The organism is Roseobacter sp. MED193, from assembly GCF_000152965.1.
Lineage (GTDB): Bacteria > Pseudomonadota > Alphaproteobacteria > Rhodobacterales > Rhodobacteraceae > Pseudophaeobacter.
This window is the reverse complement of the sequence record NZ_CH902583.1, coordinates 455,793-469,946: the sequence shown is the minus strand read 5'-3', so window position 1 is coordinate 469,946 and position 14,154 is coordinate 455,793. Positions and strand designations below refer to the sequence as shown.

Below are 14,154 nucleotides of genomic sequence, written 5' to 3'. Positions count from 1 at the left end.
CCATGCTCGCAGTCATTGCCGGAACCGGCCTCTTGCCCAAGGAAGTCTGTGATCGTCAGCTCAAGCGACCTTTGATCTGTGCCATGGAGGGCTCTGAGCCGGACTGTGTTGATGCGGAGATTTCTTTTCGCATCGAACATCTGGGTAGTTTTTTGGCGCGGCTGAAATCAGCCGGTGTTACTGAGGTCTGCCTCGCCGGGGCGGTCAATCGCCCACCTATTGATCCAACGGCCATAGACGCCGCTACCTTGCCCATGGTGCCAGTGATCCAGGCTGCTTTGGGGGCCGGGGATGATGGCGCATTGCGGGCTGTCATGGGGCTTATTGAGCAGGCGGGTTTTACCCTGCGGGCAGCCCATGAGGTCGCTCCAGAGCTGTTGATGGCAGAGGGCGTGGCCAGCAAGTTTCAGCCCGGGGCCTTGGACAAGGCGGATGCGGATCGGGGCGCTGAGGTGGTTGCCGCCATGAGCGCAGCGGATATTGGTCAGTGTTGCGCCATTCGCGCCCGGCAGGCCATTGCGGTTGAGAACACATTTGGCACCAATTGGATGCTACAGAGCCTCCGGCAGCGTCCCGATGGGCAGGGGGGCATTTTGTTCAAAGCGCCAAAGCCCGGTCAGGATCGGCGGGCGGACCTGCCTGCTGTGGGGCCGCAGACCGTTGAACTGGCAGCGCAGGCTGGATTGTCCGGGATCGTGCTTGAGGCTGGGAGCGTCATCGTGCTGGAACAAGAAGAAGTGGTTGCTGCCTGTGACCGCCTTGGTCTGTTCCTCTGGTTGCGCGCCTCGTGAGCCTCAAGGTCTTTATCCTGGCGGGTGAACCCTCGGGAGACAGGCTGGGGGGAGCCTTGATGGCTGGGCTGAGGGCCCTGCGCCCCGACCTGTGCTTTGAGGGCATTGGCGGCGCCCTGATGGCAGAGCAGGGGCTGCGCTCTCGCTTCCCTATGGAAGAACTGTCGGTAATGGGACTGGCTGAGGTCCTGCCAAAGTACCGCCATCTGAAACGTCGCATTCGTGAGACAGCAGAGGCGGTGATCGCCCAAAAGCCTGACGTTTTGATCACAATCGACAGCCCAGATTTTTCTCTGCGGGTGGCTAGCCTGGTCAAGGCGGGCAGCAACATTCGCACGGTCCATTATGTGGCGCCTTCGGTCTGGGCCTGGCGGCCCAAGCGGGCCGTGAAGATGGCAAAGAGCATTGATCAGGTTCTGGCATTGCTGCCTTTCGAGCCCCCACTGATGGAAGCGGCGGGGATGGAATGTGACTTTGTTGGCCATCCGGTGGTGGCAGAACCCTTGGCCACAGAGGCGGAGATAAGCGATTTTCGCATCCAGTTTGATCTTGGCGATGCGCCGCTGGTCCTGGCTTTGCCCGGCTCCCGACGATCCGAGGTCACACGGTTGGGGCCGGTTTTTGGGGAGGCTCTGCAAGCTTTTGCGCATTTCCACCCTGGCTACCGGGTCGTTGTTCCCTGTGCTGCCCCCGTGGCTGATCTCGTGCGGGCCCAGGCCGCGAACTGGCCCGAAAACACGCTGTTTCTGGACCCCAATGCCTATGAGGGCGCGACCTATGGCGCGATAAAACGTGCCGCCTTTGCCGCGCCTGATCTGGCGCTTGCTGCTTCAGGCACGGTCTCATTGGAGCTGGCAGCTGCCGCAACGCCGATGGTCATCGCCTATCGCTTTCAGTGGTTAACCTGGCAGGTGATGAAGCGCATGGCGCTGGTGGATACCGTAACGTTGGTCAATCTGGTGAGCGAGACCCGTGTGGTGCCGGAGTGTCTGGGGCCAGAGTGCACTTCGGAAAACATCGCTGCGCAACTGGACACGCTGGCGAAGGCGCCGCAGCTGCAAAAGGCGGCGATGGCAGTCACCATGCAGCGGCTGGGGCAGGGGGGAGAGGCACCTGGTTTGCGTGCTGCGAAGGCCGTGCTGCGAGGGTTGGCCCACTAGGCGCGGGCCCTATGATTTGTTGCCCGCGCGAATTCCGGCTTGCAGCAGGGCGACCATCTGCTGGGTTGGCGCTTCTGGTGCGGAATCAAAACCGATACTGTCTGGAGACAACAATGCCGCGAGATCGGAGATCGTAATACCTTTGAGTAGGGACTGATCTTCCTGATCTGCCAGGATCTGCAGAGCTTGCCCGCGGGCCTGATGGAAACTCGCCAGCCGTTGGAGATAGCGGTATCGGTTAACCACGATCTGTACGAGATAGATCAGCATGCCAATAACGGCGACCCGCGTTGCGGTTTGGGTGATCTGGCGCGTCAATTCATTGCTTCGCAGAGATTGATCCAAAGCTGCACGGACCTCGTCATATTTATTGATCGAGTCTTCCAGCGTCTTTGAATAGGCACTGGCGCGTGCGACAATTTTCTGCTGATCGTCAATAAGCGGACTAACAGTTTCGATATCTCTAAGCTGGTTTTCCAATTCACGTAATGTGTCAGCGGTTCCTGGTGGTGACAGGTCCGGGCTATTAAAGCGGTTCTGCTCCAATTGAGCGGAAAGACTTTTGTCCCCTTGGTCCTCTAATTGAAAACTGAGGAAGTTCCCCTGTCTGCCACTTGTGAAGATCTCACCAGAGGGGAGAGAGGTGAATTGCGTAAAGGGGGAGTCCAGACCGGATCCGTATTGTTCAAAACTCAGAGCTGTCCAACTCGTACCACTTCTCGAAAGCCAGATTCTGGGGGATTTTTGCTCTCTTGTACCCACCATGCCAGCTGCGACAAATCCGTATCGTTCACTATAGGTCAGTGCGCTGACCTCAGTTGGGGTTTCCCCTTGAGGCCGTTGCCACGTCAGGCCGTCCACGGAGGACAACAGGCGGTTTGGGCTTTGGAAATTAGAGGTGATGGCCAGGATACGAGGGGGCGATTCAGGCGCATCAAGAGGCTGGCCAATGACCAGTTCTTTTGGGCTCTGATCCGAAAGTTGGGCGCGGTTTTCAAAACCTGGCACTATATCTACCGAAGCCCAAACAGCTGTGGGGCTGCGCGACAGGGTAAAGCGGGTATTGCCGGTTCCCGCAGGGGTCATCGTGAGCCCATAGACAATCAATGTTCCATCTGCGCGATCCAAAACGGAGGTAATCATGCTGTCTGTGGGGATAAGGTTCAAGGCGTCCTGCACCGGTTTAGGTTGGCCCAGTCCGACAACTTGGATCAAAACCGGTTCCGTTTGTGTTTCTGATACCTTGCTAGATCCAAAGGCAAAAACCTCTCCGGTTTCTGTAGTTTTAATGTCTACAAGAGTACCTGGCGCTGTGTAGATCTCCTGCCAGCCATCCCTGTCTCTGCGGGTAATGTGAAACTTGGGGTTTCCACTCTTGAAGCCAGAGTTGCTCCCGACCAATAGCGCGCCCGAGGGCAGCTGGGTCATCGCGGCGAATGTTACATCATCGGAGAACGTATTGGGGAAGGGAGAGGTTTCGAAAATGCCATTTGACCATTCCACAAATACCGCCTGCCCTGGGGAGCTATTCATATCCCATGCCATGCCGGCCAATGTGTCGTCCGCAAGGCGGCGGTGGAGCTGGACCTCGATCTTGTCGTATCCATAGGGCCCTACTTCCTCCCATGTCGAGAGTGGCGGAGCCAGGGTGCGTCTCAGGTCTGCTTCGAGTTCTTCTACAGTCGAAACAGCCTGATTACGCTGGGTGGTCAGCTCACTAAGTCTGCTGGTCACGGTTTCTCTGTCAGCGTTCTGGTTGGTCTGGATGTCCTTTAAGGACTCGTCCACGGTTTTGGCGTCTTCGATAATGGCGGGATCAAGTTTGCGACCTTCGGATAAGAAGTCGTCCAATTTCTGAATGATGAACGGAAGGACCAGCACCAGAGCCAATCCTCCCATCAACAGTAACCAAATGGTCTGGAACTGATTTTGCGCCAGACGGTGGTTATGCTGGGCGGTGTCATTGCATTCCTCTGCCATGCTGCGAATGACAGAGCGGGTGACCTGGCTGGAGGGCTTGGGGTCCGCGTCACCTTTGGTCTCAGGTGGATCTGATGGCATCGTTCTATTCTCTACAGTGCTAAAATTGAGCAACTGTAGCATGTAGAGGGGGGATGCCTAGCACCTAAATGCTGATTGTTTAGTAGCCGCGCCAGATCCAACCACCGCCAAAGATACGGCTGCTGTCGCTGTCATAGAACACGCAAGCCTGTCCGGGGGACACACCTTCTTCTGGGGTCAGTAGCTCCACTTCGGCCGTCGTGGCGCTGAGCGGGCGAATGATTGCTTCGCGCGGCGGGCGGGTGGAGCGCACCTTGACCATGACATTCCACTCCTGGCGGCTGTCAAATGGCGCATCCCCCAGCCAGTTTATTTCGCGTACCGGAATGGTGCGCGTGGCCAGCAGTTCTTTGGGGCCGACAATCACCTGTTTTTTGTCCACGTCCAAACGCACCACATAGAGCGGCTCTGTCAAACCGCCGATGCCCAGACCGCGACGTTGGCCGATCGTGTAATGAATGACACCGGTATGGGTTCCCAACACGCGGCCATCCGCATGGACGATTTCACCGGGCTCTGCCGCGCCAGGACGCAATTTCTCGATAACGGAGGTATAGTTTCCATCCGGGACAAAGCAGATGTCCTGACTATCCGGTTTATCCGCGACCGCGAGGCCATATTGCGCCGCCATTTCGCGGGTCGCGTCCTTGGAGGGCAGATGCCCCAGAGGGAAACGTAGATAATCCAGCTGCTCTGGGGTGGTGGAGAATAGGAAGTAGCTTTGGTCGCGATTCGCATCTTCCGCGCTATGCAATTCTGCTCCATTGTCGCCCATCTTGCGCTGAATGTAGTGGCCTGTTGCCATACAGTCGGCCTCCAGGTCGCGGGCCGTTTCCAGAAGATCCTTGAATTTCACCCGCTCATTGCAGCGAATACAGGGCACAGGCGTGGCCCCTGCAAGATAGCTGTCGGCAAATTCATCAATCACGGCGTCTTTGAAAATATTTTCATAATCAAGTACATAGTGCGGAAAGCCGCGCTCTTCAGCGACGCGGCGGGCATCGTGAATATCAATCCCCGCACAGCAAGCGCCTTTTTTCGCCAAAGCTGCCCCGTGATCATAGAGCTGCAGAGTGACCCCAATCACATCATAGCCTTGATCCGCAAGATAGGCGGCGACCACGGAACTGTCGACGCCCCCGGACATCGCCACCACCACGCGGGTTTCAGCGGGCGGTTTGGCAAAGCCAAGGGAGTTCAGCGGAGTGTCAGTATCCAGTGCCATCAGGCAATTCCTTAGATCAAGGGGGCAAGCATCGCAGAATATATGAAAATCCTACAGACTCTCAAGGGGGCAGGTTCATGGCTCATTAAGTAGACTAGGCAAAAACTGTCTCTGACCGGATTTATGATGCATCGAACAAGGGTAAAGGCATGTTCCTGAAGAAAGTTGAGGGCCCGCGCGCCGTGACATTGCCGGATGGCACTACGATGACACGCGCGGATTTGCCACCAGAAAACACCAGACGCTGGGTGGCCTCGCGCAAGGCCGCTGTGGTGCGCGGGGTGCTTTATGGGTTGATTCCGCAAACTGAAGCTCTGCGCCGTTACGGGCTAAGCGAAGAGGAGTTCCGCAGCTGGATTTCCGCCGTCGCCGACCATGGTGAAGAGGCGCTCAAGACCACCCGTCTAAAACAGTACCGTAAACATTGAGGCCTTTTTCAAGTGAAGACTTGAGTCAAAGTTGATTATTAACGATTATGGTAACGGGCCATTAACCTTTTTCGATCAGGGTTAACGCAACCTAAGGGAAACAGTTACAGGCGGAGACTTTCAACATGCGCATTCTACTGGTCGAAGACGATCCAACCACAGCAAAAAGCATTGAGCTGATGCTGACCCATGCCAACCTCAACGTCTATTCTACGGACCTGGGTGAGGAAGGGATCGATCTAGCAAAACTCTATGATTACGATTTGATCCTGCTGGATCTTGGTCTACCGGATATGAATGGCCACGAAGTTTTGCGCCAGCTGCGTATGGCCCGCATTGAAACGCCAATCCTGATCCTGTCTGGTGCGGATGATACTGATAATAAGATCAAAGGCTTCGGCTTTGGTGCAGATGACTACCTGACCAAACCATTCCACCGCGAAGAGCTGGTGGCGCGGATCCATGCCATCATTCGCCGCTCCAAAGGTCATTCCCAGTCGATCATCAAAACTGGCAAGATTGCCGTAAATCTGGATGCCAAAACTGTTGAGGTAGACAGCAAGACTGTTCACCTGACGGGCAAAGAGTATCAGATGCTGGAACTGCTCAGCCTGCGGAAGGGAACCACCCTGACCAAGGAGATGTTCCTTAACCATCTTTATGGCGGCATGGACGAACCCGAACTGAAAATCATCGATGTTTTCATCTGCAAACTGCGCAAAAAGCTCAGCACGGCGACAGGTGGCGACAATTATATCGAAACCGTTTGGGGGCGCGGATATGTCCTGCGCGACCCTCAGGAGGATCAGATGTCTGGTGGCCACCGCATGGCCGTAGGCGCCTAAGTCGACAGTTTGTGGCCGGTTAGGTGAACTGCCTATCAGACCAAAGTGGCGGACCTGGGTTAGGGTCCGCATAAACTCTTGCGATGTTGCGATATTGCAATTCTGGTTAACGCTGCACTCCCATGCTGCGATGAAAAACCCGCTTCGGCGGGTTTTTTGTTGTTTGGACAGGATGGTTCCCTGCGCCAGTGACTCCTTCATGGTGCATTTTCTTACGCTGGGATCACTGGACGCGGCGAGAAACGCGTTTTATCACACGGATCAAACTTGGACGATGGGGGCCGCGCGTGAAACAGATCGAACCATTAGATCCCTCGGGGCTTTCCCAGGAACAGGCTCAGGCTGAGTTTTTGGAGTTGCAAACCCAGCTCGCTGCTGCCGATCAGGCCTACCATCAAAACGATGCCCCCTTTCTGAGCGATGCCGCGTATGATGCAGCCAAAAGGCGCTATAAGGTCTTAGCGGAGGCCTTTCCGGAGCTAAAGGACATTGCAACGCAGCTTGATTCCGTTGGGGCGCCAGTCACCTCGGGATTTGGAAAAATTCAGCATGTTGTGCCGATGCTCTCCCTGGGCAACGCGTTTGAAGACTCGGATGTGGCGGATTTTGATCGTAGTATTCGCAACTATCTTGGCTTTGGGGCCTCGCAGCCCCTGCGCTTTACCGCAGAGCCCAAAATTGACGGGCTATCCCTATCTTTGCGCTATGAAAAGGGCGTGTTGATACAGGCTGCGACGCGCGGAGATGGGGCTACCGGGGAAAATGTCACTGCCAATGCCCGCACCATTGCGGATATTCCGCAACAGCTGAGTGGGGCGCCGGAGGTGCTGGAAGTCCGCGGCGAAGTCTACATGAGCCACGAGGACTTTGCCGCTTTGAACGCCCGGCATACGGAGCGTGGCGGAAAGACCTTTGCCAATCCCCGCAATGCGGCGGCGGGTTCGCTCCGCCAGTTGGATGCGGAAATTACCCGTCTGCGGCCATTGCGTTTCTTTGCTTACAGTTGGGGAGATCTCTCTGCCCCTCTGGCGCAAACCCAGACAGGGGCAATTGAACGGCTGCATGAGCTGGGGTTTCAGACCAACCCGCTGACACAGACCTGTGCAAGCGTGGCCGAGATGATCGCCCATTACCGCCAGATCGAAGCGCAGCGCGCCACGCTGGGCTATGACATCGATGGGGTGGTCTACAAGGTGGATGACCTGGCGCTGCAGGGGCGGCTTGGGTTTCGCTCTACCACCCCGCGATGGGCCATCGCGCATAAGTTCCCGGCTGAATTGGCTTGGACCCGGCTCGAGGCCATCGACATTCAGGTTGGCCGCACCGGGGCGCTGAGCCCTGTGGCGCGATTGACTCCCGTTACTGTCGGCGGCGTAGTGGTCTCCAATGCCACCCTGCATAACGAGGATTATATTCGAGGGCGGGATAATAAGGGCGAAGAGATCCGCGGCGGCAAGGAGATCCGCATCGGCGACTGGGTTCAGGTCTATCGTGCCGGTGATGTCATCCCCAAGGTCGCCGATGTGGACTTGACCAAACGCAACGGAGATGAGCAGACCTTTGACTTCCCCGAGACCTGCCCGGAATGCGGCTCGCCTGCGGTGCGCGAAGAGGGAGATGCCGTGCGCCGCTGCACGGGTGGCATTATTTGTCCTGCACAAGCCATTGAAAAATTGAAACACTTCGTCTCTCGCAAGGCCTTTGATATCGAAGGATTGGGGGCAAAGCAGCTGGAGATGTTCTATAATGATCCAGACCTTCCCATCCGCACGCCCGTTGATATTTATACATTGGAGCAGCGGGACCTAGGACAATTCACCAAGCTCAAGAACCGGCCTGGCTGGGGCGATCAAAGTGCGGCAAATCTCTTTGCTGCGATCACTGAAAAGCGCAATATCTCGTTGGGTCGTATGATCTTTGCGCTCGGCATTCGCCATGTAGGTGAGGTTGCCGCCAAGGATCTGGCTTTGCATTTTGGCAGTTGGGAGGATCTTGCCAGCGCAGTAGATGCGGCCCGCTCTGCAGCGCTGGCGCATCGCGCCGCAGATTTGGCCGAGGATCAAGAGCGTGAACGGGCCAGTAGCGAAGGCCGCCGTGCCAAGATCAAAGAAACGCGCGAGGCTGCGCTGTCGGTTCTGGAACTCCACCGCACGGCCCGCGAGGCCTGGGAGGATTTGATCGGTATTGACGGGATTGGGGCTACTGTAGGTCTGTCACTCTCTGATGCGTTGGCAAATATGCAGGAACGCGCGGTGATCGATGATCTTGTGGCACAGTTGAATATCTCGGCCCCTGCCGCCCCATCGCAGGAAAGCCCGGTTGCTGGGCTCACAGTGGTCTTTACCGGCAAGCTGGAAAAGATGACCCGCGACGAGGCCAAGGCGCGGGCGGAATCTCTGGGGGCCAAGGTTTCTGGCTCGGTGTCAAAAAAGACCGACATCTTGGTTGCTGGTCCAGGGGCGGGTTCGAAGGAGAAAAAGGCTCTGGAGCTCGGCATTCGTATCTTGGATGAGGATGGCTGGTTGGCGGAGATTGCAGCCTCATGACTGGTCGCCCCGAAATCCTGTTTCCGCTTTTTGCAGGGGCGGAAACTCTCAAAGGGGTGGGGCCAAAAACAGCCCAGAGCCTGGCCCAGATCGGGCTGGAAACGCCACGGGATTTGGCGTTTTCGCTGCCGCATTCGATCCTGGACAGGCGTCGGCGTGATACGATCAAAGGGCTGGACCTGCCTGCCATTGCCACTGTGGAAGTAGAGGTGGGACGCCACCTGCCTGCACGCAATCGGGGTGGGGCGTACCGGATTAATGTCGCTGATCAAGAAGTTGAATTCCAACTGGTATTTTTCCATGGGCGGAGCCGCTATTTGGAGGCCCAGTGCCCAGAAGGCTCGCGGCGTCTTGTCTCGGGCAAGGTGGAGTTGTTCGATGGTGTTGCCCAGATGGTGCACCCCGATCACATGCTTCCCCTGGCCGAGGCGGAAGATATCCCGGAGTATGAGCCGGTCTATCCGCTGACCCATGGGGTAACCCAGAAAACCATGACCAAGGCGGCATTGAGCGCCTTGGAGCGGCTGCCAGAGCTTGCAGAGTGGATCGACCCGGAGCAGGCCAGGCGCGAGGGGTGGCCCGCCTGGAAAGAGGCGCTGAACGCAGCTCACCATCCGCAGTCGCTGGAAGATCTGTCGCCAGAGGCGCCAATCCGGACTCGGCTTGCCTATGATGAGTTGTTTGCGCACCAATTGACCCTTGCCCTGGCAAGACAGGCTGAGCGCAAATCCCCGGGTATCGTTAGTGAGGCCACAGGACGGTTGCAAGCGCCGGTTCTGGCCGCATTGCCGTATCGCCCCACTGGCGCGCAGGAGCGAGCGATCAGAGAAATATCGGAGGATATGGCGCGGGACCGCCGGATGAACAGATTGCTGCAAGGCGATGTGGGTTCAGGGAAAACTCTGGTTGCCTTTATGGCGTTACTGGTCGCGGTTGAGGCCGGCGGGCAGGGCGTAATGATGGCCCCAACGGGTATTCTGGCGCAGCAGCATTTTGAGGGGCTGCGTCCCTTGGCAGAGCAGGCCGGTGTGGTACTGGAACTGCTCACTGGGCGCGACAAAGGCGCCGAGCGGCGGGCCAAGCTGGCTGCGCTGGAGGCAGGTGATATCCAGATCCTGGTGGGCACCCATGCGGTGTTTCAACAGGATGTTGTGTTCCGCAGGCTGCATCTGGCCATCGTCGATGAACAGCACCGTTTTGGGGTGCGACAACGGATGGAATTGGCGGAGAAGGGCAAAGGTGCCGACGTTCTGGTGATGACCGCCACTCCGATCCCGCGATCATTGGCGCTGGCGCAGTATGGCGACATGGATGTTTCGGTTCTGGATGAAAAACCACCCGGCCGTAAGCCGGTCAAGACAGCGGTGCTGAGCACGGAGCGCATGGAGGAGGTGGTCAACCATCTGCGCCGTGCCATTGGTGAGGGGCGCCAGTGCTATTGGGTCTGTCCATTGGTCGGGGAATCCGAGGTGATGGATCTCATCGCCGCCGAGGAACGTTTCAAACATCTGCGCGCCACCCTGGGGGAGGGCGTGGTCGGCCTTGTGCATGGGCAGATGCCCCCTGCCGAAAAAGACGCCGCGATGGCGGCGTTTCAAAAGGGCGAAACCAAGGTTTTGGTGGCCACCACGGTGATCGAGGTTGGGGTAAACGTTCCAAATGCTTCCATCATGGTGATTGAGCGCGCCGAGATCTTTGGATTGGCGCAGTTGCATCAGTTGCGCGGTCGCGTTGGTCGAGGCAGCGCGGAATCGACCTGTCTTTTGATGTATCAGCCACCTCTGTCCGAAGGGGGGCGCCGTCGGTTGGAGGTTCTGCGCGAAAGCGAAGATGGGTTCAAAATATCTGAGACCGATTTGCAAATGCGCGGGGCGGGCGATGTTATTGGTACCGCACAGTCCGGGTTGCCCCGTTTCCACATCGCGGACCTTGAACGACAGGCCTCTTTGATGGCGGTGGCGCAGAGCGATGCACGGTCTTTGCTGACAATGGATCCCGGATTGCAGAGTGACAGAGGTCAGGCCGCCCGTGTTCTGCTTTGGCTGATGAAGCAGGATCAGGCAATTCGTTTAATTTCAGTCGGTTAGACTGTTTCGCAGACCCGTGTTCTTGCTGATGTTCTAAAAAGTTCGCAAATGTTCTTAAAAAGTTCTTTACAGCAGCGGCGTAAAATGAGAACAAATAAGCAACAAGAGGCCGACAGAGAGCGGCGTAGCGAAATGCTGAACCCCGACAGAGAGTAGTGGAGACAATCCTGATGATGACCCAGTTGAAGACAACCCTGCACAATGCCCAATCCACTTTGCTACAGGATGCGCTTGGTGCAGCTGCTCTGATTGTTATGCTTGTTGTTGCCCTTCACCTGCCGGGGTTTATGTAATCGCGCGGTCGTGAAGCTGCGGCCTCTTTTTCCTGCCTTATGAAACCCTATTTCTAGTTTCTGCCTGCTGTCTTTATGTCAGATGCGTTGACATCCATCCCGATGTCATTGGATCCCCGCCTAACCTTTCCAGCCGGTTGCGCCTAACAGCCGGAACGCTCATCTGAACCCCGCATAAAGACGCATTTCCTGCCGCCACCATCTGCCCGGATGTGTGGCGGCTTTTTTTGGGGGCAGGGGCCGATGGGGATTAGGTCTTGAACCCCATACGAATACCGCCCCAATGTCGGCCACCGACAAAGACGGGCACCGACAGATCTTTCATCATCACAAAGTTTCCGGCCCCCATATCGCGACGATAGACCTGCATCAAAAAGGGTTCAGAATTTCGTCCGGCCTTGAGCCCCACCCGGTCATCAAAAATCCGACGATTGCGGCAGTTGGCGGTGTTCCAGTCGGGATCTGGACCCTGTGGGTGAGAAAAGATCTTGTTGTGGGTTGGCAGGTAGCCATTGATATCAATAGCCGCGCAAAAGACCACGCGTGGATCAAATTCCAAGGCAGCCTCCAGCAGCGGCGGCAGGGCCGCATCCGTAAGAGGCAGAAAGCCAGTGGTATATTGCGCGGGGTTGGTGCCAGGGATCAGTTGATATTTTTTGTCGAACAGGGCATCGGCAGAGATTTTTCCGGCGTCGAGGGCCGCTTCAAATATGGCGGCGACCTTCTGGCTGAGCTCGGTCACATAAGAGATAAACCGTTTGTCCGTGGACTTGCCCCCCAGGGCGACAGTGCCTTGAACAAGTTGTTCAGAGGAAGAAATCAGGTTTTCGACCCGGGTATGGGTGTCATGGATGCCGGTTGTGGTTTCCTCAACCGATTTGCCGATTCCATTGATGTTTGGGGCAAAGCTGTTCATGGCGTTTTTGACCACGGAGGCTTGGCTAAGAATTTTGGCGGTCTGTGCGTTCACCTCTGTGGCTTTTTCTTCGATACTGAGAAGAGAGCTGTCGGTTTCCCGTGCCTGGCCTAGGATCTTTTCAGCCGAGCGAGAGATTTCAACTGTTTCGTCGTGCAACAGGGTGACCCAGTTTGATAGGTTCTCAATATTGCTGCCAATCTCACGCGCCGCTGTTTGGGTGCGTTTGGACAGGTCATTGATCGCTTCGGCCACCACAGCGAATCCACGCCCCGCATCCCCCGCACGGCTGGCTTCAATCTTGGCGTTGATGGCGAGGATGTTCACCTGGGCAGCAATATTGGTGATCATTTCGTTGTTTTTGCGCACAGCATCTACAGTGTCGCCAATTTGATCTGTGCGTTCTTCCAGATCGTTGACCCATTCGGCAACTTCCTGGCTGCGGCCGCTGTTATCGCGGACAAACTTTACCGAGGTCTGGACGGACTGGAGCGTTTGCTCCGTGGTGGTCGAGACCGTTTCAATGGTGTCAAGAACTTGGCCATTTGAGCTGATGACCTGATCCGCCTCTCTGGTGAGTTCCTGTAGTGCAGAGAGTTGGCTCTGTGATTTTTGGTCGATCTGATCCAGGAAACCGGCAATATCGACGATTTCATAGCCCAACTGAGATGAGATTTGTGTCAGATGGTTGAGCTGCAGATTGCGTGCGTCAGATCGCTCTGTATCGTCGGGCCAATCGCTTGCGCCAGATTCTGCTGTGTTGGCTGAAGTCGCCAATTGTGGGGGAACTGACTGCATGTGTGGGGCCCATTTTTACTAACGGACCCACACTATTTGATTAAAATAAAGGCAAGGTTAAGCGCAGTTTTTCTGCAAGGCGGCCTTGAAGGCTTCCAGGCTGGCCTCCAGGCAAAGCAGGATTGATGCGTGGCGGTTTTTGAACTCCCGTGCCGGGATGAGAACTTCCAGATCCGCAAAGGGGGCTTTAGGGGCAGGCTGGCCATCTGTGAGCATGGCCTTCAGCTCATCACGTGCGGTTTCCACTTCTGCAAGGGTGCGCCCTATTATGTTTTGTCCGACCACCGAGGCCGAGGCCTGGCCCAGAGCGCAGGCTTTGACATCCTGGCCAAACTCCACAATGCGCCCCTCATCAATATTGAGATCAACAGTGACCGTCGACCCACAAAGGGGCGCACGTTTCTTCGCGCTGGCGTCTGGATTCTCCAATCTCTCCAGAAAGGGAATATCTGCAGCCAGGGCAAGGATGCGGGAGGAATAGAGCTTGATGAGATCGGTTTCGCTGGACATTGGCTGCCTTGGGCTTTCCCTTGGGGTTTCTTCCACATACATAGGCAGACAAATGCCAGATGCAAAAGGTTTTTACGATGTCCTTTGATCCCAATAGTTTGAAGTATGACGCAGCGGGACTAATCCCCTGCATTGCCCAGGATGAGGTGAGCGGCGAGGTCTTAATGATGGCCTGGATGAATGCGGAAAGTGTTGCAAAGACCCTGGAGAGCGGCAAGGTGACCTATTGGTCCCGGTCACGCCAGGCATTTTGGGTAAAGGGCGAAAGCTCCGGCCATGTGCAAAGCCTTGTCGACCTGCGGCTTGATTGTGACAGGGATTGTCTGCTGGCTCTGGTACGGCAGGTCGGCCCTGCCTGTCATACCAATCGCCGTAGCTGTTTTTATACGGCGGTGCGCGAGGGCGAAGAGCAGGAGTTGATGGCACCCATGGCTTAAGACGGGGTTCCCAAAGCGAAAGGGGCGGCGCCAAGGCGCCGCTGCCTCCGGCGGGAA

The 14,154-nt window shown here is 56.5% G+C and carries 11 protein-coding genes; 7 read left to right on the top strand and 4 right to left on the bottom strand.

Going from position 1 to position 14,154, the window contains the following annotated elements; genetic code table 11:
* The first annotated feature begins 2 nt into the window (after nt 1-2).
* Nucleotides 3-791: an LpxI family protein gene (locus MED193_RS04720; RefSeq protein WP_009808505.1), complete on the top strand. Its 789-nt coding sequence runs from the start codon at nt 3-5 to the stop codon at nt 789-791.
* Nucleotides 788-1,951, top strand: coding sequence for a lipid-A-disaccharide synthase (gene lpxB / locus MED193_RS04715; RefSeq protein ID WP_039965893.1), 1,164 nt, complete (start codon nt 788-790; stop codon nt 1,949-1,951). Before MED193_RS04720 ends, lpxB begins: the two co-directional genes overlap by 4 nt.
* A gap of 9 nt (nt 1,952-1,960) precedes the next feature.
* Here lpxB and MED193_RS04710 read toward each other — a convergent pair whose 3' ends face one another.
* Together MED193_RS04710 and mnmA are read right to left on the bottom strand one after the other, a co-directional pair.
* Nucleotides 1,961-4,012 carry a hypothetical protein gene (locus MED193_RS04710; protein WP_009808503.1) on the bottom strand — a complete coding sequence of 684 codons (2,052 nt, stop codon included), beginning with the start codon at nt 4,010-4,012 and terminating at the stop codon, nt 1,961-1,963.
* A gap of 79 nt (nt 4,013-4,091) precedes the next feature.
* Complete coding sequence (mnmA, locus tag MED193_RS04705) at nt 4,092-5,237, bottom strand: tRNA 2-thiouridine(34) synthase MnmA (protein WP_009808502.1); 1,146 nt, start codon at nt 5,235-5,237, stop codon at nt 4,092-4,094.
* Between the two features lie 149 nt (nt 5,238-5,386).
* On the opposite strand from mnmA, the gene MED193_RS04700 reads away from it, so the two are divergent.
* From MED193_RS04700 to recG, 4 genes are all read left to right on the top strand, one after another.
* Complete coding sequence (locus MED193_RS04700; protein ID WP_009808501.1) at nt 5,387-5,665, top strand: DUF1153 domain-containing protein; 279 nt, start codon at nt 5,387-5,389, stop codon at nt 5,663-5,665.
* Nucleotides 5,666-5,790: 125 nt separating this feature from the next.
* Nucleotides 5,791-6,510, top strand: a complete 720-nt coding sequence (gene ctrA / locus MED193_RS04695) for a response regulator transcription factor CtrA (protein ID WP_009808500.1) — start codon at nt 5,791-5,793, stop codon at nt 6,508-6,510.
* 287 nt (nt 6,511-6,797) lie between these two features.
* On the top strand, nt 6,798-9,056 hold the full coding sequence (gene ligA / locus MED193_RS04690) for an NAD-dependent DNA ligase LigA (protein ID WP_009808499.1): 2,259 nt from the start codon (nt 6,798-6,800) through the stop codon (nt 9,054-9,056).
* The gene (gene recG / locus MED193_RS04685) at nt 9,053-11,143 is read left to right on the top strand and encodes an ATP-dependent DNA helicase RecG (RefSeq protein WP_009808498.1); all 2,091 of its coding nucleotides are present in this window, start codon (nt 9,053-9,055) and stop codon (nt 11,141-11,143) included. The genes ligA and recG overlap by 4 nt, the downstream gene beginning before the upstream one ends.
* Before the next feature lie 543 nt (nt 11,144-11,686).
* Here recG and MED193_RS04680 read toward each other — a convergent pair.
* Nucleotides 11,687-13,150 (bottom strand): methyl-accepting chemotaxis protein, encoded by a 1,464-nt coding sequence (locus tag MED193_RS04680; protein ID WP_009808496.1) that lies wholly within the window; start codon nt 13,148-13,150, stop codon nt 11,687-11,689.
* 57 nt (nt 13,151-13,207) lie between these two features.
* Nucleotides 13,208-13,660 carry an iron-sulfur cluster assembly scaffold protein gene (locus MED193_RS04675; protein WP_009808495.1) on the bottom strand — a complete coding sequence of 151 codons (453 nt, stop codon included), beginning with the start codon at nt 13,658-13,660 and terminating at the stop codon, nt 13,208-13,210.
* Nucleotides 13,661-13,719: 59 nt separating this feature from the next.
* Here MED193_RS04675 and hisI point away from each other — a divergent pair, with 59 nt between their 5' ends.
* Nucleotides 13,720-14,097, top strand: a complete 378-nt coding sequence (hisI, locus tag MED193_RS04670; RefSeq protein WP_009808494.1) for a phosphoribosyl-AMP cyclohydrolase — start codon at nt 13,720-13,722, stop codon at nt 14,095-14,097.
* The last annotated feature ends 57 nt before the right edge of the window (nt 14,098-14,154 follow it).